Below are 20822 nucleotides of genomic sequence, written 5' to 3' on the forward strand. Positions count from 1 at the left end.
TGTCCCGGCCAAAGCCGGGACGTGCCAGACATATGCCGATCAAGCCCTAATGTGCTGCGGCCTGCAGCATGACTCCATCCTTCTGGAACATGGCGCGGATGCCGCGCAGGGCCTGGCGGGTGCGTTCCTCGTTCTCGATGAGCGAGAAGCGGACGTGGCCGTCGCCGTATTCGCCGAAGCCGATGCCGGGGCTGACGGCGACCTTGGCTTCCTTGAGCAGCAGGGTTGAAAACTCAAGCGAGCCGAGGTGCTTGTAGGGCTCGGGGATCGGCGCCCAGACGAACATCGTCGCCTTGGGCGACGTAACGTTCCAGCCGAGCTTGTTCAGGCCGCTTACCAGCACGTCGCGGCGGCTGCGGTAGTTGTCGCAGATCTCCGTGACGCACTCCTGCGGGCCTTCGAGCGCGAGGATCGAGGCGACCTGGATGGGCGTGAAGGTTCCGTAATCGAAGTAGCTCTTGAGTCGGGCGAGGGCCGCGACCAGCGTCTTGTTGCCGACCATGAAGCCGACGCGCCAGCCGGGCATGTTGTAGCTCTTCGAGAGGGTGAAGAACTCGACCGCGATATCGCGGGCTCCAGGGACTTCGAGGATCGAGGGCGCGCGATAGCCGTCGAAGACGATGTCGGCATAGGCGAGATCGTGGACAAGATAGATGCCGTGCTGGCGGCAGAGATCGACCACGCGCTCGAAGAAGCTGAGCTCGACACACTGCGTGGTGGGGTTTGCCGGGAAGTTCAGGATGAGCATCTTCGGCTTGGGGTACATCAGCGGAATGGTCTGCTCGAGCTCGGCGAGAAAGACGTCGGTGTCGTGGATTGCAACGCTGCGAATGTTGGCGCCCGCTATCACCGGTCCGTAGATATGGATGGGATAGCTGGGGTTGGGCACCAGCACCACGTCTCCCTGGTCGAGGGTGGCGAGGCAAAGGTGGGCTATGCCTTCCTTCGAGCCGATGGTGGTGATGCATTCCGTTTCAGGATCGAGCTGCACGTTGTAGCGGCGGTCGTACCAGTTGGCGATGGCCCGGCGCAGGCGGGGAATGCCCTTCGAGAGGGAGTAGCGGTGAGTTTCCGGCCGGCGTGCTGCTTCGATCATCTTGTCGACAATGTGCTGCGGCGTGGCTCCATCGGGATTGCCCATGCCGAAGTCAATAATGTCTTCGCCGCAGCGGCGTGCTGCCGCCTTCAGCTCGCCGGTGATGTTGAAGACATAGGCGGGCAGGCGCTTGATTCTCGAAAACTCGTCCACTTGTAACCCTTTCTTTTCAGTAACTATATCGTCTTCTCTTGTGCTCAGAACAGATTCCCGGCAGCTTCGTGCTCCGCGGCTTCGAGGAATGCGGAAAGCAGGCGGATCTTTTCCGCTGCCAGCTCGCGGGTGCGGTCGAGGCGAATCTTTCCGGGCAGGTCGTTGAGCGATTTTTTCAGAACAGGAAGAATGTCGCTGAAGCGCGCGAATCGGGTATCGCGGCCGACCTTCGAAACGTTGCGCAGGATGCCGATGGCTCCGAGCTGTTCGAGGATGTCGGCATCGCGAAGGATGGTGGCTTCGATGGTGGTGGGGGTGTCATGCGGCTGGTGGGTCTGGATGGCATCGAGGACGGCGGGGATCTTTTCACGGGGAAAGCCGGCGTGATCGAGGATGCCGGGGACGCGCTCACAAGCATAGCCGACGTGATCCCAGTGGCGCAGCTCCTCGGGGTCCTCTGGACGATTGCCGATGAAGACTCCGATGTCGTGCAGCCATGCGGCGGCATAAACGATGTCGTCGTCGTAGGTCGAGCCCTCGCCGATCTGGCGGGTGAGGGCGTAGAGGCGCGGCTGATGGCCGTACTTGTCAACGGGTCTTGCTTCCCGCTCGATGAGCAGTGCGATGGTAGCGCGGAAGTCCTGTGGCATGAGGTGAGTGTAACGATTGTGTGCGAGAGCCGTCAGAAAAGTGTGAATCCGAGGCGGGACCGTTACGCGTAAACGTATTGTTTGAACATGGTGTGAATCGGAGAGAGCGATCTTCTCAGGCGAAAACAAGCGTCAGGCGAAAACAAGCGTGGATCAATGCGTTTTTTGCCGGCTTGTAAATACTGTTTAGGTGACGGTTACAAATTAGGCGGAACCTTTCCTGAAAATCGGGTATTCCGCAACCCTAGTGAGGCGTGATTTTTATGTGGCAGACATCGTTCTGCCTGCATCGAAGCTTCTAAGACGAGATATACCTACAACCCAAAAGCGCGAATTGCCCCAGCGCGTACAAATCGGCGGTTATAACAGATGTTTATAGACCTTAGAAAAATAGGCGTTACGGAGATTTTGCATCCGCGACAGGGTGACAAATCTGGATCAAGGGTTCCGCTGTGTGCTATAAGTAAAGTCAGTCAATCTTTACCCAACTCTACAAAAAGCTCAAATCCATTCGAACGGGCGCCAGATCCGTCCTCTCGATTTCCCCGGATTTCCTGTTGTTCATACGCAGTTCATAGCATCGGCTTCGAAAAGTTTTCCGTTTCTTCGCCTGCGCCGCATGGCCGACAAGTTGTTCTGGTCGACATGCTCTCCTGGGACGTCACCAGGTCACCAACGCGAAAGATTTTTTGAGACGACCATATGGCTACTCCAGAGTTTGTACGGAAGACAGGATCGGTTGAGCGACCGGTTATTGGCATACCATCCCAGATGAGATCGCGTTCAGGACATTTTTTCGGCCCCTCGATGGTTGCGGCGTTCATCATGATGCTGAACGACGGGCTGGCTATCCTGCTGGCCTTTGCCACGGCGCTGGTGTTGCGCGCCATGCTTTACGAGAAGGTGGCGAAGTTCTCAGGCATTATCCATGGCATTGTGGGAAGCCCCCTCGACCTGCTTTACCTCGCATGGTTCATCCTTGCTTATGTACTGGTGGCGCGCCGCTATGGTCTTTACTCGTCCATTCCGCTTTCGACCGGCGCCCATGAGCTGCGGCTGACGATCCAGGCTTGTCTGAATGCGGGCCTGCTGCTTTGCGGCGGCCTGTACATGACCAACAGCCTGTCGATTTCGCGAGCACTGGTGCTGCTGCTGATCTTCAGCACGATCGTGGCGCTGTGCATTCGCCGTTCGATCTGGCGGCTTTCGCGCTACCGGCAGTTCGAGCGCGGGCTGGATACGCGCAACGTGGTGGTGCTCGGCACCAATCACCTCAGCCTGGCGCTGGGCGAGCATATCGCACGCGACTACAGGCTTGGTTACAAGCTGCGCGGCTACGTGACGGCTCCCGGATGCTCTGTTAATCATGATGTTCCGGAAGAAGAGATTCTCGGCGGCCTCGATCGCATTCGCCAGCTGGCGCGTCTGCACTTTATCGACGAGATTGTGATCGCGGAGCCCTGCCCGACAGAGCAGGCGATTCGCCTGGTGGAAGAAGCCCGCGACCTCGATGTGGATATCCGCGCCATCTCCGGCTATTACGGCGAGCTGACCTCGCAGAGCCCGATCGAATACCTGGGGCTCTTCCCGGTTGTCTCACTGCACCGCCGCGATCCTCGCACGATCGCCCTGGCTCTCAAGCGCGTAGTGGACATTGTGCTTTCGATGATGGCACTCACCGTGGCTTTCCCGATCATGCTGGTGCTGGCTCTCTGGATTCGCTTTGAAAGCGAAGGGCCGATCTTCTTCGTTTCCGAGCGTATCGGCAGGCGCGGACGGGTCTTCCCTTGCTTCAAGTTCCGCACCATGGTTAAGAATGCCGAGCAGCTCAAGAAGAACCTGGCAGCACAGAACGAGCGCGACGGCATTCTCTTCAAGATGGTCAACGATCCGCGCATTACCCGCGTGGGGCGTGTCCTTCGCAAGTACAGCCTCGATGAGCTGCCGCAGTTCTTCAACGTGTTGCGTGGCGAGATGAGCCTGGTTGGCCCGCGCCCTCCAATAGCCAGCGAGGTGGAGAAGTATGAGCTGGAACACTTCCGCCGCCTGGAAGTGCTGCCCGGTCTGACTGGCCTCTGGCAGGTGCAGGCACGCGGCGACTCCTCCTTCGCCAAGTACATCGCGCTCGACACGGCCTACGTCGAGAACTGGAGCTTCTGGCTGGATCTGAAGATCCTGGTTCGCACGGCCGAGGTTGTGGTTCGCGGAACCGGCACTTAGTTCTTCGTTGTAAACCAAAAGGCACGGCTTCTGCCGTGCCTTTTGTTTTGCCTCGTTTGCCTCGGAATGACAAACTCGGGGAGTGCCTGCGTTTGTTCTTCCCACCCAGGCGGAGCCTGGATGGGGGCACTCTTTGGTGGCTGGTCCAGCATCGGGAAGTGCAGGTTCCTCACTTCATGAGGAATGACAAATGCGGGCGATGATCGCTCCGGGCCAAAAGACAACGGCCGCTCGAGGTTGTGGAACCTCGCAGCGGCCGTTCTTGTTCTTCGTGATTACCTAGTCGATGAAGTCGATCCTGGGAGCGTGGGGGATGATGCCGCGCTCGTGGCCCATCTCAAGCAGCTTGCGGATGGCCATACGGCCATCTTCGCCGTAGCTGATGGTGCGCTCGTTCACGTACATGCCGACGAACTTGTTGGCGAGGTCGTGGTCGAGGTCGCGCGCGAACTGCATGGCGTAAGCCAGGGCTTCTTCGCGGTGATCGAGGCCGTGCTGGATGCTCTCACGCAGTGCCTGGGTGGTGATGCGCATGACGTCGTCGCCGAGCGAACGGCGGATGGCGTTGCCGCCGAGCGTCAGGGGCAGGCCGGTCTGCTCGCGCCACCAGACACCGAGGTCGAGGATCTTCTTGAGGCCGTTGTGCGAGTAGGTGAGCTGGCCCTCATGAATGATGAGTCCTGCTTCGAAGTTGCCGGCCAGTACCTCGGGGATGATGCGGTCGAAGGGCACGACTGCGGTTTCGATCTCGGGGCAGAAAAGCTTGAGCGTCAGGGTCGCGGTCGTGAGCTCACCGGGTATGGCGATCTTGATCTTCTTGATCTCGTCGAGCGAGTAGGGCTTGGGCGCGATGATCATCGGGCCATAGCCTTCGCCGACCGAGCCGCCGCAGGCCATCACTGCATAGTTGTCCTGCAGGTATGGATAGGCATGGAAGCTGATCGCGGTCACGTCGTAGAACTGTTCCTTGATCGCCTTCTGGTTCAGGGTCTCGATATCGGTCAGCGTGTGGGTGAACTTGTAGCCGGGAACGCGGACCTTGTTCGTGGCCAGCCCGTAGAACATGAATGCGTCATCGGAGTCAGGGCTGTGGGCGATGGTGATTTCACGGACGGAAGAGGGTGCCGGTACATCGGCGGATGTGGTAGATGCGCTCACTGCTGGTTCCTGATCCTTTCAACGAAACGAACCGAATGTAAATCGGAGGCAGGGCACAGGCCGTCTGCCATTAAGAATGTTTGCCGAAGCAGCGCCGGAACCGTACGCGGCGTTTCCATCTTCGGAGCTTCAATCGAGGCCCTGCGTCGAGTCATCGGTCTTCGACTGATTCAGCTGCAGTGTCTCGCCGCCCTGGGTGTCGTGATTGCGGATGTGTCTCCTGACCGCAAGGACGGCCCATACGAGGACCACGATGCTCAGGAGGAATACCGCATAAAGGACACGCATGGGACAGTCCTAAGGATAACAAAGGCGGGTATTGGGTGCCATCTGCAAAACCTTGCAGAGCGGCGAGCCGCGAAAGAGTCTGTCCTCGTAGAATGACTGCTGTTGCCCAATGGGCCCGCAAAAGGAGCGATTCATGCAAAGAAGGACCTTTCTTGCCTCGGCTGCAGTGCTGCCGGCGGCTTTTGTACAGGCGCAGGAGCAGATTACGCACGTCGATACGAAAAGCAGCGGGCCGGCCCTGAAGAGCGCCGTGGTCAAAGGCGATAGTTTGCCGGAGGAAGGGAACAGCCCGGGCGCGAAAGCGCGCGTGCACTTCAATGGTCCGACGAAGCAGCTGAAGGCGGTAGCAACGGGCATGGTGACACTGCAACCGGGCGCGCAGCCGCATCCACCGCATCGGCATCTCGAAGAGGAGTTCGTGATTATCGCCTCCGGTACCGGTGAGTGCGTTGTGGATGGGGTCGTTTCGCAGGTGCAGGCAGGCGATGTGATGTATGCGGAGGCCAATGTCCTGCACGGCGTAAAGAACACCGGTTCGGCGGTGATGGTGTTTTATTTTACGAAGATTTTGGCCTAGATAGGGAAGCGCAAAAGCAGGTTCCTTACTGCGTTTGGGAAGACAGAGTTTTTGGGGGAGCTTGAACGGTCTAGCGTGGTGATCGTCTGGCGCTCTTCTTCGGCTTCGACTGACGCAACTGGATCTCGTGCGCCTGCGCGATGCTGTTCAGCAGGCCAGGGAAGCGTTTGTCCACTTCCTCGCAGCGCGAGATATTGTGCATCTCGACCCCGATGCGTTCGCTGCGGATGAGTCCGGCTTCGCGCAGGATCCGGAAGTGCTGCGAAAGCGTGGACTTGGGGATCGGCGTTCCGAGGATTGCCGAAAACGCAGAACAGTTCTGTGTGCAGTCCTTAAAAGCGATGTCTGTGAAGATGGCGACACGGACCGGGTCGGAGAGCGCATGCAGAATGCCCTCTACCGTTATGTCTTCGACCGCGGGATGAATGAGGGGCCTCATGGCTTCTTAGTGTATGAGATGTCACTGCAAAGTCCAATAGTTCATTATTTCTGAACTATTGAATCTTTGAGCGAGGCTTCGCAATCTCTATCTCCAGCAACGCCGCTTATGGCGCGAAAAGGAGCAGGACAATGGGCAAGCTGGATGGCAAGGTAGCGGTTCTGACAGGTGCAACTTCGGGCATGGCGCTGGCTTCGGCAAAGCTGCTGGTTGAGGAGGGTGCGTACGTCTTCATCACCGGACGCCGCAAGGAGAAGCTCGACGAGGCGGTCAAGGTTATCGGAAAGAATGTGACGGCGGTTCAGGGCGATGCAGCAAACCTGGCCGATCTCGATCGTCTCTACGAGACGGTCAAGCGCGAGAAGGGGAAGATCGATATTCTCTTCGCCAGCGCGGGACAGGGCGAGTTTGCAAAGATCGACGATGTAACCGAAGAGCACTTCGACCAGATCTTCGGCCTGAACGTACGCGGCACGGTGTTCACGGTCAAGAAAGCGCTTCCGCTGTTCAGCCGTGGCGGCGCGATTATCCTGAACGGATCGATCGCGGGCATCAAGGGCTTTGAGAACTTCGGCATTTACAGTGCCAGCAAGGCGGCAGTTCGCTCGCTCGCCAGGGTGTGGGTGCAGGATCTGAAGGATCGCGACATCCGCGTGAACGTGTTGAGCCCTGGCCCCATCGATACGCCGGTTCTCGACCCTCTCGGTCCAGAGGCGAAGGAGTATTTCAAATCGCAGGTTCCGCGCGGTGAAATCGGGCGGCCTGAGGAAATTGCCACGGCCGTGCTCTTCCTCGCTTCGAGCGATTCGAGCTTTGTGAATGGCGTAGAGCTGTTTGTGGATGGCGGCCTTGCGCAGATCTAACCCTTCCCGATAGCGGGACGGAAAACGGGCAGGCGCGAAAGATGCGTCTGCCCGTTTTTTATGGTCTGCGTTCTCAGGCGTGAATCGTACCGCGTTGAATCAGGTCGGGGATGCGATCTGCCGGAACAGGGCGGGAAAACAGGTAGCCCTGGATCAGGTTGCAGCCGAGCGATGCCAGGATGGAGAGCTGCTCTGCCGTCTCGACGCCCTCGGCCACGACCTGCATGTTGAGAGCATGCGCCATGCCGATGATGGCCTTGATCATGGGCAGGGTGCTTACCGATTGCTCGAATCCATGAATGAAGGCCTGGTCGATCTTCAGATTGGAAATAGGCATCTGGTGCAGGCGCGCCAGGGATGAGTAGCCGGTTCCGAAATCGTCGATGGACATGTGGATGCCCATGGAGTGCAGCATGCGCATTTCGTTAGCTGCCTCGGCGATGTTGTTGAGGACCGCCGACTCGGTGAGCTCGATGTGGATGAGCTCATGGCGGATGTCGTATTTATCGAGGGTCGCGAGGATCTTCTGCGCGAAATTGGAGAGCCGGAACTGCAGCGCGGAGATGTTGATCGCGACCGGAACGACCTTCACTCCATGCTTCTCCCAGGAATTCAATTGCTGGCAGGCGTGCTCGAAGACCCACTGTCCCAGGGGAATGATCAGTCCGGACTCTTCTGCGACAGGAATGAATTCGGCGGGGCTGATCTGGCCGAGCTCGGGGTGGTTCATGACGAGCAGGGCTTCGAGTGAATTCACCTGGCCATCGGGGAGGCAGATGGGCTGGTAGTGCAGGGCGAACCTGTTCTGCGCGAGCATGTCGCGGATGCCCTGTTCGAGCCGCAGCCTGTACTTCGATCCGTCCCTTTCATCGCTGGAGTGATGGCAAATCAAATTGTTGCCGAGCTTTCGCGAGCGAAGTGCCGCATGCCACGCATTCTGACGAAGGACGGTTGAGTCTGTTCCATCTTCGGGATAAACGGTGACGCCGATGGAGAGATTGAGGCGGATGCTGTAATCGCCTGCCTGTACCGGTTCTGTGAGATCGCCCAGCAACTGATTGGCCCACTTGTCGGCCCACTTCGGACTGGCGAGACCGCGAAGCAGAACACTGAAGCCATACTCTGTCGAGCGCGCCATGATGTCCGATGCCCTGAGATTTTCCCGGATGCGTCCGGCGATGATCTGCAGACAGCGGTCTCCCACATTCTCGCCATAGGTATCGCTTACATTGCGAAAGCGGTCGATGTTGATTTTGACCAGGGCGATCATCTCGAGGTATCTGGAGGCCTCCTGCAGGATGCGATCCATCTCTGCATGAAAGCCGGTGCGGTTGAGCAACTGGGTCAGCGGATCGTGCGTGGCCTGATAGTGCAGCCTTTCGATCAGCTGATTCCGCTCCGTGACATCGGTTCCTATGATCAGCCTGGTTGGCCTTCCGTTGAGATTGAGGATTCGCGCCTCTCCGTCCATGGGAAAGGTGCTGCCATCTTTGCGCAGATGCAGAGAGGAGCGAATCAGGGAAGATTTTCTGCCGATGACCACAGCGTGGGCGCCGTCACGCCTTTCAGGAGCGATGATGTCGCCTACCGAGAGAGCGAGAAACTCGGGGATGGTGTATCCGTGAGTGTGGGCGCCGGCTTCGTTGACGTTTGTGAATGACTGGGTCGCCTGATCGATTGTCCACATCATGTGCGGGCTTCCATCGAAGAGTGTCCGGTAGTCTTCGCGCAGTTGAACCGCGCTCCGGGTGTCGGACTGGATGATGATCAACAGCATCCCGATAAAGACCATCAACTCGCCGGCCATACTGGCGTGCGTTACAAAAACGTTGAGCTGGAAATAGAATTCCAGCACGACGAGCGAGGCGGACCAGAGCGCGGAACCGGCCATGACGAGGCTCGAGCCACCGCGTAAGGCGGGATAGTTCCACAGGAAAAGGACGCCGTTCAGCAGCAGCAACTCCGCGGGCAGGATGCTTACAAGCCTGTCCTGTTGTGTGCTGGTTGCCGTGACCAGAATCCAGAAGCTGACGAATGCGAGGGTTACGAGAAGAATGATCGTAGCGGAACGAGCTCCTCTGAAATGCCGGAGCAGGAAGAACGCTATAGCCGAATGAGACGCCAGGATGCAGAGATAGATCGGCCACTTCGATCCGTTCGTTATGTAGAGCAAGACCAGGGAGAGGATCTGGGGCCCGGCGATGAGCAGCGCGCCATAGCGGATAGAAAACGAATCCTTGCGCAGGGCCGGCGATGAGATAGCAAAAGCGGCAGCCGCAGAGGTGATAAGCGTTGCGGTCAGGCAAGGGCTCATCCTCTGAGAAAGGAAGCCGGTTGGCAAGAATCTTAATAATCCTGCGCTGCCTAAGAGCAACCATCCCGCGATCCAAGTGTAGAGACGCCTGTCATCTCGATGAAGAGATAAAAAACATAGTACGGATGCGAAGAATAGCGGCGCGAGTGGATATTGGGACAGTGCGCTCAACAATCTACCTCATATGAATCCGAAGACTCATAAATAAAATCATAGCGGCATGGATTGTAGTCAGGTCAACGAAGAATTCCCCTCAGTTGGGTAGCTTTCCATTTTCTAGTTGATGACTTGAAATTAGTTTGGCTTATTAGTTCATTTCGGAACATACCGCTGCTTTCGAGTCTAGTTTCGAAAGGGAGGATGTACGAGAAGACGAACAGAGCAGCCCCGTAGTTGCAGGTGACTTCTATGCATGCCAATGGTAACCGTCTAGCTGTGGGCCTTTATCTTTACTTTACTACCCAGCCAGGCATCGCGAAATTGCTTCTGGTTTGCCGTCAATGTGCCTCCGGTGGACTCTATGGGAATAAGTTCGAATCCGGGAGTAGTTGTTAGGGTAGCTAATGCCTTTACCTGCTGACCGCGGCGCAGGAAGACAAGTTCCACCTTATCGCCAACCTGGTGTGAAGCAAGTGCTTTCAATAGAACGTCAGGTGTCGGGATAGGTGTGCCTGCGACCGAGATAAGTTCGTCGTCAAGATCGAGTCCTGCTTCATATGCTGGAGAACCAATCATAGTTGACCGGGTTACGCGTACTCCGTGTTCGCTTTTTTCCAGTCGAATATCGCCGAGGCTTGCTGGAGAAGAGAGTCTGCGCAGTACAAATCCTGCCTTGAGAAACAGTCCCGCGTAGTTCAGCTTTTCGGTGCCTTCTATGTAGCGGTGAACGAAGTCCGCTGCGAATTGCGGGTCGCCGGAGACGGCGGCCAGCTGCTTCTGCACATCGGCGATGTTGTACGGATGGCCAACCAGCCCGGGAGCGGGTCCGCCGGGCTTGCCGTAGCTGCGCCACATGGCGCGCATGAAGTCATCGAGCGTTATGCGTGAGTTCGAGCGCGCGCGCAGTTCCAGGTCGAGTCCGAGCGCAATGACTTCGCCGTAGATGTAATAGGAGACGAAGTCGTTGTTCCAGTAAGTGGGAAACAGGTCGCTGCTGCCATCGACGAAGGGCGCGAGGCGGCTCATATCCATGGCAGAGCGGTAGCTGCTGCCCGGCGTATCGAGTACGTAGCTGAGGTCGTGTGCGAATCCATTCATTCCGTCCGGCTGCGTGGTAATGCCGCTGCGAAGCATGGCGAGATTGCCGTAGTACTGGGTGAAGCCTTCAGCGATGAACATTTCGCCGGACATGTTTACGTCGCGGAAGTTGAAGGGTTCGAGGCCTTCAGGACGGATACGTTCGACATTCCAGTTATGAAAGAACTCATGCGCCACGGTGGAGAGCGAAAGCTTGTGCCCGGTCATCACCGTGCTGTTGCGGTGTTCCATGCCGTCGCCACCGTCCCAGGGCAGCGCATCGGCGAGAAAGGTATAGTAGCCGGGCTCATAGTCGGGCAACTCTCCGAAGACGGCCTGTTCTTCGAGGACGAGCTTGTGTGCTCCGGCTACATAGTCGTTGAACTCGGCGTCGGTTGCCTGTGAGTGTGCGACGACGCGGATGGTCTGCGCCTTTCCACCTGCGGCGATTGCCGGGACCTGGAAGGTGCTCATGGCGAAGTGGCTCAGCTCGGCTGGGCTGTCCATCAGGTACTGAAGGTTGGGCGCGGTGAAGGTGCTGGCGTCCGTGGTGGGATAGAGCTGCGTTGCAATCTTCCAGTCGCTGCCCGGCGGCAGCGCGAAGGTGATGCGTACGGGGCTGTCGTCGAGGCCGTGGGCCCACATCACTGTTGCGGGAAAGTTGATGTGTGCATGCGTGGTGTCGATTGCGAAGAAGGTTCCATCGACCTTGTCTCCGAAGAGGCGATAGGTTACATGCACGGTGCCGTGATGCCCGGCCACAGTCCATGACCTTGGATCGGGGCGCGATACCTGCAGCGGCTTTTTGTCACCGTCAGTGAACTTTTCTTCGAATACGTTCGAGGCGAACTCGAAGGCGGCGTAACGCCCCGGCGATGACCGGCTCATCTGCACTTCCAGAGGACGCGGCGGCAGATGCTCGAAGGTCGCCTCGACCTGCATGACGTGATGTACGGCATCGGGAAACGAGAAGCGATAGGCAACGGTCGGCGATGACTCCGCGGAGGCGGACAGCGCCATGGCGGCGAGGGCGGACAGGGCGCAGAGAAGAAGACGGCTGGTGGTCAGGGCTCTCACGATGAGCCCATCTTATATTCAGGAGGCCCGAGTTTCGAAGGGAAGAAACAGGGTGAAGACGGTGCCGGACCGGCTCCGGCTGACTGAGCTTTTCACCCGCAGCCTGCCGCGATGGCGCTCGACGATTTCGTGGCTGATCCAAAGGCCGAGGCCCGTACCGTTGATGCCTTTGGTCGTGAAAAAGGGCTGAAAGATCTGGCGAAGGGTAAGCCGCTCGATGCCTGTGCCTGTATCGGCTACGGTGAGGCGAACGCCGCGGCGGCCGGTGATCCGGTCAGTGGCTTCGCAGGCGCGGAGATAGAGGGAGCCTCCGCCCTTCATCGCATCGATGGAGTTACCGATGAGATTGTTGACGACCTGGCGGATCTCTCCGTCGAGGCAGGTGACCGGTGCGGTTTCGCGGTAGCGCGTACGCACTCGGATGTAGGCGTTGTGCAGGCGTCCCTGGTAGATGCGGGCGGAGTCTTCGAAGACGTCGCGAGGATTGACCGCAACGGGTGTCGAAAGCTGCTTGTGAAAGCGCAGCGTCTGGTTGGCGATTACGGCGATACGGCGCAGTTCGATCTCGGCGGTGTCGAGGTATCCGATTACGGAGGGGTCCTGCGTGGCGAGCTTCGAGAGATAGAGCAGGTTCGTCACCGACTCGAGAGGATTGTTGATCTCGTGGGCTATGGTGCTGGCCAGCTTGCCTACCGCGACCAGCTTCTCGGTCTGGCGCAGTGCGGACTCCACCTGCTTATGCGCCGAGGTATCGGTGGCAGCACCAAACCAGCCGGTGATGTCTCCGAAGTCGTCGAGGATGGGGATAGCGCGCGAGAATGTCCAGCCGAGGCTTCCGTCGGCCCGCAGCACGCGATGCTCGAACTCGAAGAGACCCTTCTGGTCGATAGCCTGTTTGATTGCGGCGAGCACGCGAGGCTGGTCTTCCGGGTGAATATATTTCTTCAGCCAGTCCGGATCGGGTATTTCGGTATTGCTGAGGAAGTTGCGGCCTTCGAGCTGATACATCAGCTTCCAGTCAGCGCTCATGCGGTAGAACACGTCGCTGGTGGCGCTGGTGAAGGCGCGCAGCAGCTCCTCGCTCTGGCGATGGGAGGCCTCGGCCACGCGCGCGAGCACGGTCGAGGTGGTGTCCTGGGCTACGTCGAGCACACCTAAGATTGCGCCTTCATGATCGATGAGCGGGCTGTAGCTGTACGTCCAGTAATGCTCTTCGAGTTTTCCGTTCTTGAGCAGAGGCAGACGGAAGTCAATCTCGCGGATGATGCTGCCTTGTTCCGCGACCGCCCTGATTTGCGGCCCGATCACCTCCCATGCCTCGCTCCAGACTGTTTCCGCCGGCTGGCCGAGGGACAGGGGATGCTTGATGCTTAGAGCGGGGACCATCGCATCGTTATAGATACAAATGAACTCGGGGCCCCAGAAGATCTGCATGGGGAGCGGGGCATTCAGAATCATATTGACGGTATTCAGAAGGATGGGCGGCCAGTCTTCGATCGCACCGAGGGGCGTCCCGGACCAGTCCATTGTGCGCACGAGGTCTGCTGTGCCACCTTCTCCTCGTACTCTCAATACCTCGGTCCCCACCAACGACTCTCCTGCCGCAACCTGCGGATTCTGATCCTGCTGCCAAATCTTCGGAGTGACGCCGAAGTCGCAGCCAAGGAATTAGATGCGGAAAGTCGACAATGTCTTTTGAATCAGAGGCGAAGGTGCTGCAAGTTTATCCTCTTCCGCGCTGGCAACCAAGGGGAATTGCGAGGAATCCGATTCACGCCCGCAGGGTATTCCTAGGGTCGTGCGGCGTTGTCCGTAGAGGCGAGGCGAGAGGCCCATCACGCGCTTGAAAGCGGTACTGAAGGCGCTTTCGGATTCGTAACCGAGAGACAGGGAAATAGCGGAGATGGTGTCTCCGGAGTTTGCCAGCCGGTCGGCCGCGACCAGCATGCGCCAACGGGTGAGGTAGTCCATGGGAGATACGCCGACGATCTCCTTGAAGCGGAAAGCGAAGGCGGAGCGGGACATGTTCGCGCGCTCGGCCAGTTGCTGGAGCGTCCAGCGGCGGGCCGGTTCGCTGTGGATGGCGGCGATGGCTGCGCTGATCTGCTGGTCGGCAAGAGCGAGAAACCAGCCCGTGCCTCCACGCGGGGCCTCGGCGAGATGGAGGCGCAGGGCCTGCACCAGCATCATCTGCGCGAGGTGCTCGACGACCAGTGATCCGCCGGGCTGGGGATTGCGCAGCTCCTCCATCATCTTCTCGAGCGACCAGCGCATGGCGGCGCGCTCCTGTTGCCCGGATAAGTGGATGACAGGCGGCATGCCGTTCAGCAGGATGCTGGAATCACCGGAGAGCGCGAAGTGACCGCCGAGTCCGAAGCTGGTGCCGCCTCCGTTGATGGTTGCAATGGCGCCATCCAGCGGAGGCCGGAAGAGGCTTAAGGCATCGACTGGTGGCAGCGAAAGATCGGACGCAAGACGGAACTTCGTTCCGGAGAAGAGCATGAAGCAGTCGCCGGCAACGATGCGCATGGGGTTGGGTATGCCTTCGACTTCAAGCCAGCACTCGCCAGAGACAAGGACGTAGCACTTGATGCCGTCGTAGTGCTTGAATTCGATCGAAAAGTCGCCACCGATGTCGAAGCCGCCCGAGGTGTAGCTGCGCAGCTTGAGAAGGGACAGGACTGAGGAAAGAGGATCCATCGGCCTATTGGACGATGGCCAAGGTAATCCGGATTCTGAAGCATAGAAGCTATTTCCGCGGCGGCCTATTGTTTGAAGCAGCAGAAAGGTTTCACAGACTGCGAAGGATGAAGGAGATTGAGATGCGAGTATTTTTAACCGGCGCGACCGGTTTTATCGGCACAGCACTGATTCCGGAACTGGTGGGCGCGGGGCACACGGTTGTGGGACTTACCCGCTCCGATGCCGGCGCTGCGTCGCTCGATCAGGCAGGAGTCGAGGTGCATCGTGGAGATATTTACGATCTTGACAGCATAAAGGCCGGTGCGGAGAGGGCAGACGCGGTGATTCACCTGGCATTCAACCATGACTTCTCGAAGTTCGCGGAAAACTGTGAGACCGATCGCCGCTTGATTGAGACTCTCGGCGAAGTGCTGGCAGGATCCGGCCGGCCGTTGATCGTGACCTCGGGCACGGGGTTGATTCAAGGCGCAAATGGGGCAGCGGCGACCGAGAACGATGCCCCGGTTTCGTCCGAGGTGTTTCCGCGCGCTGCCTCGGAGGAGGCAACACTGACGATCGCGGAGCGTGGATGCCGCGCGATGGTGGTGCGTCTGCCGCAGGTGCATGACACGAAGAAACAGGGCCTGGTGAGCTACATTATCCCGGGTTTCCGCGAGAAAGGCGTGGTGGCGTACATCGGCGAAGGGAAAAATCGCTGGCCGGCAGGCGCGGTGAGCGATGTTGCCCGGCTGTACCGGCTGGTGCTCGAAAAGGGCAAGCCTGGAGGCAGATATCACGCGGTTGGGGAAGAGGGCGTTTCGACGAAGGCTATCTGCGAGGTTCTTGGCGCCGGGTTGAAGTTGCCGGTGGTTTCGATCACTCCGGAAGAAGCCCCGGCACACTTCGGCTGGATGGCTCACCTGGCGAGTGCGGATCTTCCGGCATCCAGCGCGATCACACGCGAGGAACTGGGCTGGGAGCCGGCTGGGCCGAGCATTCTTACCGACCTGAAGAATATGGACTACGCGCGATAAGGGATCGTTTCGCGGAATGGCCGCCTGGATGCACAGGCGGCCGTTTTATTTTTCAGATGCTCACGCGTGTTCCTCGCTGATCGCTCCTACGGATGAGAGCAGCCAGCGGAGGTAGGCATCGCTCCCGCCTTCGACCGGCAGTACCAGGAACTCGGGCACGTCGTAGGAATGCAGCGCGTGGAGCGTCGATTCGAGCTCGGGAAGTTTGCCTTCGACCGTTTTGATCAGCAGGAGTGTTTCTTCGGCCTTCTCGATGCCGCCCTTCCACCGGTAGATGGAGGTGAGTCCGGAGACGAGGTTGACGCAGGCGGCGAGGTGGTTTTCGACCAGCGCGCGGGCGATCTTCTCCGCTTCTTCACGGGTGCCTGCGGTGGATAGGACGATTCGTGGGGATTTGCCGATTTCGCTCATCATCTTTCGCAATTCATTTGATCAGAGTTTAAGATGACAAAACGTTCCTGCGCTTTAAAATAAGCATCCTATCCCTTGCGCTTTCAGCATTTTAATTTCTGGATCTGACGCTGACGGCATCTTACTTGCGTAAGAGTTTTCAGTGTCGCTTGCCAGGCGGCTTAGAGCATCACCTTTGGCAGAGAAAACCTGTAAGGAGTCATTCGATGGCGGTTGAGATCAAGTTTGGAACTTCGGGCTGGCGGGCGATTGTCGCCGATGAGTTTACCGTTCCCAACATTCGCAGGGCTGTAACCGGTATTGCAAAGTATGTGGCTTCGCAGCCGGGCTCACATAAGGTTCTTGTCGGGCGCGATCCGCGCTTCCTGGGCGAGAGCTTCGTCGCTGAAGCCGCGAAGGTGCTGGCGGCCCACGGCGTGACGCCGGTGGTGATTCCGCATGCCGCGCCGACCCCGGCGATCGCTTACGCCATTCGCCAGACGAAGGCGAGCGGCGGCATTAACTTCACGGCCTCGCACAATCCGCCGGAGTACAACGGCATCAAGTTTTCCACTCCGGACGGCGCGCCTGCGCTGCCGGAAACCACCAAGCAGGTCGAGGCGCTGATTGCCGCGCTGGGCGATACGCCGGTTCCGGTGCCTGCGGAGCCGAAGGAGAAGTTTGAAGAGATCGACGTGAAGCCGGATTATCTTGCCCGCCTGAACGAGCTGGTGGACTTCAAGGCGATCAAGAAGTCGGGCATCAAGGTTGTGTTCGATCCTTTTTGGGGCGCGGCGCGTGGCTACAGCTGCCATATCCTGCGCGAGCACGGCGTTGAGGTCGCGACGGTTCACGACTACCGCGATGTGTTGTTTGGCGGGCACGCCCCTGAGCCGGACGACCACCTGCTGGCCGACTGCAAAGCCGAGATGAAGAAGTTTGGCGCGAAGATCGGCATTGCGACCGATGGCGATGCGGACCGCTTCGGTATTGTCGACGAGGACGGCACGTTCATCCAGCCGAACTACATTATTGCGCTGCTCTTCGACTACCTGGTGGAGACGCGCGGCTGGAAGAACGGCGTGGCTAAGTCCGTGGCGACGACCAACCTCATCAACGCACTGGCCGACCACTACAAGATTCCGCTCTTCGAGACGCCGGTGGGCTTCAAGTACATCGGTGAGCTGATTATTCAGGACAAGATCGTTATCGGCGGCGAAGAGTCGGCCGGATTGACGATTCGCGGGCATGTTCCGGAGAAGGACGGCGTGATTGCCGGCCTGCTGGTGACGGAGATGGTCGCGGTGCGCGGCAAGAGCCTTGGCCAGCAGCTGAAGGAGCTGTTTACGCGCGTGGGCGAGTTCTACCCGAACCGCGAAAACCTGCGCCTGACGCCCGAGGTAAAGGAAAGCTTCGTCGAGAAGGTGAAGACCGATCCTAAGGAGCTGAGCGGACGCAAGGTTTCGCAGATTGTTCGCACCGACGGGCTGAAGCTGGTGCTCGAGGACGGCTCGTGGGTCTGCTATCGCCTGAGCGGTACGGAGCCGGTTGTCCGCGTGTATACCGAGGCCCGTAAGCACTCCGACGCCGATGCGCTAAGCGAAGCGGCGAAGAAGTGGGTGCTCGAATAGATACCCCCGGCGCGAGTTTTTTCTGAGCCTCTTGGAAAAGGAAAGATTCGCGCCGATCATTAGTAATTGAGGTTTTTCGAGCAGTGAGCGACGAGCTGAAGTTTCCGACACCCAAGCAAGCGGAGAAGATGCGTCCGGCCGAGTACCTGTACAACGGCCGACGCAAAATCGCGACCGCGCTTGCGGTGGTGCTCGCCGTCTTTTTCGGGTATCACGTGATGTTCGGCCGCAATGGCCTCACCATCTACGAGCAGAAGCGCGTAGAAGACCGCGATCTGCAGAAGCGGATAGGGGAACTGAAGGACGAAAACGAACGCCTCCAGACCCACGTCGAGCATTTGAAAAATGATCCCGACGCGATCGAGCGCGAGGCCCGGGACAGGCTGCACTACGCACGGCCCGGGGAAGTGATTTATACCCTGAATGACAAAACGCCGGCCAAGTAGGCCGGCGTTTTTTGTTGGCTGGTGTCGAATTGGCAAGCGAGGTCGCTCAACAATTTCTATAGTTGCCGGCTCAGCGTTGTTTCTCTTTATCCTGCCAAGCTGAGAGCGACTTTGTGGTTCATCGCTAGTCGCGTGCCTTCGTACAGAGCCAGCCAAGCCGTACGCTCATCCTCGGCTAATGCAGCCGTGTCACCAACATAGAGCGGTTGGAACTGGTTGATCGCTGTGGCCACTTCGTCAGATAGTTGCTCCTGGTTGAGCTCAATTCCCAGGTCAATGGCACAAGCATTCAATTCGCTTTGCAATTGCGGCAGAGAACCGATCCATATTTGAATACGCTCCCCGCCAATTTGTTCGAAGTAGCCGGTACCGAGTGGTATCGAAAAGTCGATAGGCAGGAACGCGACTCGAAACGGATTATCGCGGATGAGAGCCAGGTTTGGGCAGTATCTTGAGGAGCAAGCAAGGGCGCCGAGATTTGCTAGAACACGCGATGAATGGTGGTCGAGTTCGGAACGACCGAAGAGATGACCTTCATAAACATCTGGAGGATTGTCAGGATCCGCAAGTAATGCCAGGCCATTCTCTTTCAGCGCAGTGTTGATGGCCTCTAAAAACACTGATGCAGCTTCTTGAGCATCCTCAGTGTATGAGCTTTTAATGCCCATGAAAAAGCCAGTCGACATGCGGTAATTTTGCCACAACACGGAATGAAGTAGAGGCTAGGTGCTTGTGTTCGTTGTTCCCACCCAAGCGTTGCTTGGGTGGGGCACCCTTTTTCTTGGCTGGGCTGGCCTATACTTTCCTTATGCTTGCGCCTTTACGGTTTCTTTGGAATGCCACCCGTGGTCATCGCCTTCGGCCCTGGAAGAGCGAGTACATCAGGTGGCGGATGGAAACCTATTCGGGCATGAAGGCTGAGCAGATTACTCGCGGGGATATGCTTCGTTTTGTGTGGCGCGAGAAGTCGCAACTGCTGCGGTTTCTGCGCTGGACCGGCGAGGTGGAGAAGTATTCTGCTGCCGGGCGCGAGTCTTAGTATTCCTGTTGTGGGCCGTTTCTGCGAAGCCGAGGAAATGTAGGCAGTGTTGCCGATTCCTGAGAGAATCTTTTTCATGAATCGGCGGCGTTTCTTACAGGTGTCTGCGGCGGCAGCGGCTTGTTCGTTGCAGGGCTTTGCGGAGAAGAAGCACAAGGCGGCTGCTCCCAGCCTGACGGATGTGACTGGCGAGCGCTCGCTGCGCGCGCATGCCGAGGCGCGCGGGTTGCTGGTGGGTTGCGCGGTGGTTCCTGAACACCTTGACGGCGAGACGGATTATGCTGCGACGGTTGCGGCGCAATCGAACATTCTTGTGCCTGAGAATGCGATGAAGTGGCAGGCGCTGCGTCCGGCGGCGGATCGCTTCGATTTTCGCGCTGCTGACGAGATCCTGATGTTTGCCGAAGGCCATGGACAGAAGCTGCGCGGGCATAATCTCTGCTGGCATGAGGCGCTGCCTTCGTGGTTCGAGTCGACGGTGAATGCAGACAATGCGCGCCGGTTTCTGACCGAGCATATCCAGACCGTTGCCGGGCGCTACGCAGGCAAGCTGCACTCGTGGGATGTGGTGAACGAGGCCATCGACATTCACAGCGGACGGGCAGACGGGCTCCGTAAGTCTCCCTGGCTGGAGTTCCTTGGGCCTGGATATCTCGAGATCGCATTTCAGGCTGCGAAGCAGGCGGATCCGAATGCGCTGTTGACCTATAACGATTACGGAATTGAAACGGACGCCCCGGACCAGACGGAGAAGCGCGCTCAGGTGCTGATGCTGGTGCGGCGGCTGGTGGCGCGGCGGGTTCCGATTGACGCGGTGGGCGTGCAGAGCCATCTTGCCGCGGGCGATAAGCCGGGAGCGGGGCTGCGCGACTTCGTGCGTGAACTTGGGCGCATGGGGCTGCAGGTATTTGTCACCGAGATGGATGTGAATGAGCAGAAGCTCGAGGGCTCGGTAGCAGAGCGCGATGCGGGAGTTGCGGAGCTGTACAAGGACTATCTGACCATGATGCTGGCGGAGCCGAACGTGACGGCGGTGCTGACATGGGGCATCACTGATCGCTACACGTGGCTCAACAGCGACCAGAAGCATCTGCGGCCGGACGGAAAGCCGCAGCGTCCGCTGCCGTTCGACTCGGATTACCAGCCTGCTCCGGCTTATTTTGCGATGCGGGATGCGTTGGATAGCCGTGCCGGTAAGGAGGGTGCTCCGGTGAAGAGCTCTCCGGATGCCGATCCGTATGCTCCTTTTACGCCTAAGGGGGCTGCTCCGAAGCTGATGCGGCAGTGATGGGGTTGCGGGGGCTGAAGCCGTTTTTGGCTGCTTGATGATTGGCAGGGCTAAAGCGCGGCCTTACGTGTTTGGGTTCGTTCTTCCCACCCAAGCGGAGCTTGGATGGGGCACCCTTTTTCTTGGCTGGTTCGGCGTTACCAGGTATGGGTGTCTCGTTTTGCTTGGAATGGCAAAGCCTTTTTTATTACGCGGAATGGCTTTCGATTATTCAGCGGGTGATGGCCGCTTTGCTGCGTGA

19 protein-coding genes are annotated in these 20822 nt (G+C 58.5%); 8 read left to right on the forward strand and 11 right to left on the reverse strand.

The window, feature by feature from the left end; translation table 11 throughout:
- Positions 1 to 46: 46 nt before the first annotated feature.
- Together alaC and LJD29_RS16220 are read right to left on the reverse strand one after the other, a co-directional pair.
- The gene (gene alaC / locus LJD29_RS16215; RefSeq protein WP_446742597.1) at positions 47 to 1249 is read right to left on the reverse strand and encodes an alanine transaminase; all 1203 of its coding nucleotides are present in this window, start codon (positions 1247 to 1249) and stop codon (positions 47 to 49) included.
- A 44-nt stretch (positions 1250 to 1293) separates the two neighbouring features.
- Positions 1294 to 1899 (reverse strand): HD domain-containing protein, encoded by a 606-nt coding sequence (locus LJD29_RS16220; RefSeq protein WP_446742598.1) that lies wholly within the window; start codon positions 1897 to 1899, stop codon positions 1294 to 1296.
- Positions 1900 to 2670: 771 nt separating this feature from the next.
- Here LJD29_RS16220 and LJD29_RS16225 point away from each other — a divergent pair.
- Complete coding sequence (locus tag LJD29_RS16225) at positions 2671 to 4119, forward strand: sugar transferase (protein ID WP_446742599.1); 1449 nt, start codon at positions 2671 to 2673, stop codon at positions 4117 to 4119.
- A gap of 279 nt (positions 4120 to 4398) precedes the next feature.
- On the opposite strand, the gene LJD29_RS16230 is transcribed toward LJD29_RS16225, so the two are convergent.
- The gene (locus LJD29_RS16230; RefSeq protein ID WP_446742600.1) at positions 4399 to 5277 is read right to left on the reverse strand and encodes a menaquinone biosynthesis family protein; all 879 of its coding nucleotides are present in this window, start codon (positions 5275 to 5277) and stop codon (positions 4399 to 4401) included.
- Between the two features lie 129 nt (positions 5278 to 5406).
- Positions 5407 to 5565, reverse strand: a complete 159-nt coding sequence (locus LJD29_RS16235) for a hypothetical protein (protein ID WP_446742601.1) — start codon at positions 5563 to 5565, stop codon at positions 5407 to 5409.
- 133 nt (positions 5566 to 5698) lie between these two features.
- On the opposite strand from LJD29_RS16235, the gene LJD29_RS16240 reads away from it, so the two are divergent.
- Positions 5699 to 6142 carry a cupin domain-containing protein gene (locus LJD29_RS16240; protein WP_446742602.1) on the forward strand — a complete coding sequence of 148 codons (444 nt, stop codon included), beginning with the start codon at positions 5699 to 5701 and terminating at the stop codon, positions 6140 to 6142.
- A 70-nt stretch (positions 6143 to 6212) separates the two neighbouring features.
- Here LJD29_RS16240 and LJD29_RS16245 read toward each other — a convergent pair whose 3' ends face one another.
- Positions 6213 to 6581, reverse strand: a complete 369-nt coding sequence (locus tag LJD29_RS16245) for an ArsR/SmtB family transcription factor (protein ID WP_446742603.1) — start codon at positions 6579 to 6581, stop codon at positions 6213 to 6215.
- Between the two features lie 131 nt (positions 6582 to 6712).
- Between LJD29_RS16245 and LJD29_RS16250 the strand changes: the two genes are divergently transcribed.
- Complete coding sequence (locus LJD29_RS16250) at positions 6713 to 7444, forward strand: SDR family NAD(P)-dependent oxidoreductase (RefSeq protein WP_446742604.1); 732 nt, start codon at positions 6713 to 6715, stop codon at positions 7442 to 7444.
- Between the two features lie 73 nt (positions 7445 to 7517).
- Here LJD29_RS16250 and LJD29_RS16255 read toward each other — a convergent pair whose 3' ends face one another.
- The 4 genes from LJD29_RS16255 to LJD29_RS16270 all read right to left on the reverse strand — a co-directional run bounded on the left by LJD29_RS16255 (position 7518) and on the right by LJD29_RS16270 (position 14771).
- Positions 7518 to 9758: a putative bifunctional diguanylate cyclase/phosphodiesterase gene (locus LJD29_RS16255; protein WP_446742605.1), complete on the reverse strand. Its 2241-nt coding sequence runs from the start codon at positions 9756 to 9758 to the stop codon at positions 7518 to 7520.
- 429 nt (positions 9759 to 10187) lie between these two features.
- Positions 10188 to 12071, reverse strand: a complete 1884-nt coding sequence (locus tag LJD29_RS16260) for a M61 family metallopeptidase (RefSeq protein WP_446742606.1) — start codon at positions 12069 to 12071, stop codon at positions 10188 to 10190.
- A gap of 18 nt (positions 12072 to 12089) precedes the next feature.
- Positions 12090 to 13598 carry an ATP-binding protein gene (locus tag LJD29_RS16265; RefSeq protein ID WP_446742607.1) on the reverse strand — a complete coding sequence of 503 codons (1509 nt, stop codon included), beginning with the start codon at positions 13596 to 13598 and terminating at the stop codon, positions 12090 to 12092.
- Between the two features lie 141 nt (positions 13599 to 13739).
- Positions 13740 to 14771: an AraC family transcriptional regulator gene (locus tag LJD29_RS16270; protein WP_446742608.1), complete on the reverse strand. Its 1032-nt coding sequence runs from the start codon at positions 14769 to 14771 to the stop codon at positions 13740 to 13742.
- A 122-nt stretch (positions 14772 to 14893) separates the two neighbouring features.
- Between LJD29_RS16270 and LJD29_RS16275 the strand changes: the two genes are divergently transcribed.
- A complete protein-coding gene (locus LJD29_RS16275) occupies positions 14894 to 15787 on the forward strand; it encodes an SDR family oxidoreductase (RefSeq protein ID WP_446742609.1) in 894 nt (297 codons plus the stop codon).
- Positions 15788 to 15847: 60 nt separating this feature from the next.
- Here the strand turns inward: LJD29_RS16275 and cutA are convergent, their stop codons facing one another.
- Positions 15848 to 16201, reverse strand: coding sequence for a divalent-cation tolerance protein CutA (gene cutA, locus LJD29_RS16280; RefSeq protein ID WP_446742610.1), 354 nt, complete (start codon positions 16199 to 16201; stop codon positions 15848 to 15850).
- Between the two features lie 203 nt (positions 16202 to 16404).
- Here cutA and LJD29_RS16285 point away from each other — a divergent pair, with 203 nt between their 5' ends.
- The gene (locus tag LJD29_RS16285; protein WP_446742611.1) at positions 16405 to 17808 is read left to right on the forward strand and encodes a phosphoglucomutase/phosphomannomutase family protein; all 1404 of its coding nucleotides are present in this window, start codon (positions 16405 to 16407) and stop codon (positions 17806 to 17808) included.
- 83 nt (positions 17809 to 17891) lie between these two features.
- Positions 17892 to 18254, forward strand: coding sequence for an FtsB family cell division protein (locus LJD29_RS16290; protein WP_446742612.1), 363 nt, complete (start codon positions 17892 to 17894; stop codon positions 18252 to 18254).
- Between the two features lie 86 nt (positions 18255 to 18340).
- Here the strand turns inward: LJD29_RS16290 and LJD29_RS16295 are convergent, their stop codons facing one another.
- Complete coding sequence (locus LJD29_RS16295) at positions 18341 to 18940, reverse strand: putative DNA-mimic protein (RefSeq protein WP_446742613.1); 600 nt, start codon at positions 18938 to 18940, stop codon at positions 18341 to 18343.
- Positions 18941 to 19146: 206 nt separating this feature from the next.
- On the opposite strand from LJD29_RS16295, the gene LJD29_RS16300 reads away from it, so the two are divergent.
- Together LJD29_RS16300 and LJD29_RS16305 are read left to right on the forward strand one after the other, a co-directional pair.
- Positions 19147 to 19293 carry a hypothetical protein gene (locus LJD29_RS16300; RefSeq protein WP_446742614.1) on the forward strand — a complete coding sequence of 49 codons (147 nt, stop codon included), beginning with the start codon at positions 19147 to 19149 and terminating at the stop codon, positions 19291 to 19293.
- A 76-nt stretch (positions 19294 to 19369) separates the two neighbouring features.
- Positions 19370 to 20581 carry an endo-1,4-beta-xylanase gene (locus LJD29_RS16305; protein WP_446742615.1) on the forward strand — a complete coding sequence of 404 codons (1212 nt, stop codon included), beginning with the start codon at positions 19370 to 19372 and terminating at the stop codon, positions 20579 to 20581.
- Positions 20582 to 20822 lie beyond the last annotated feature (241 nt).

The sequence above is a fragment of the Silvibacterium acidisoli genome (assembly GCA_022870745.1).
Taxonomy (GTDB): Bacteria; Acidobacteriota; Terriglobia; order Terriglobales; family Acidobacteriaceae; genus Silvibacterium.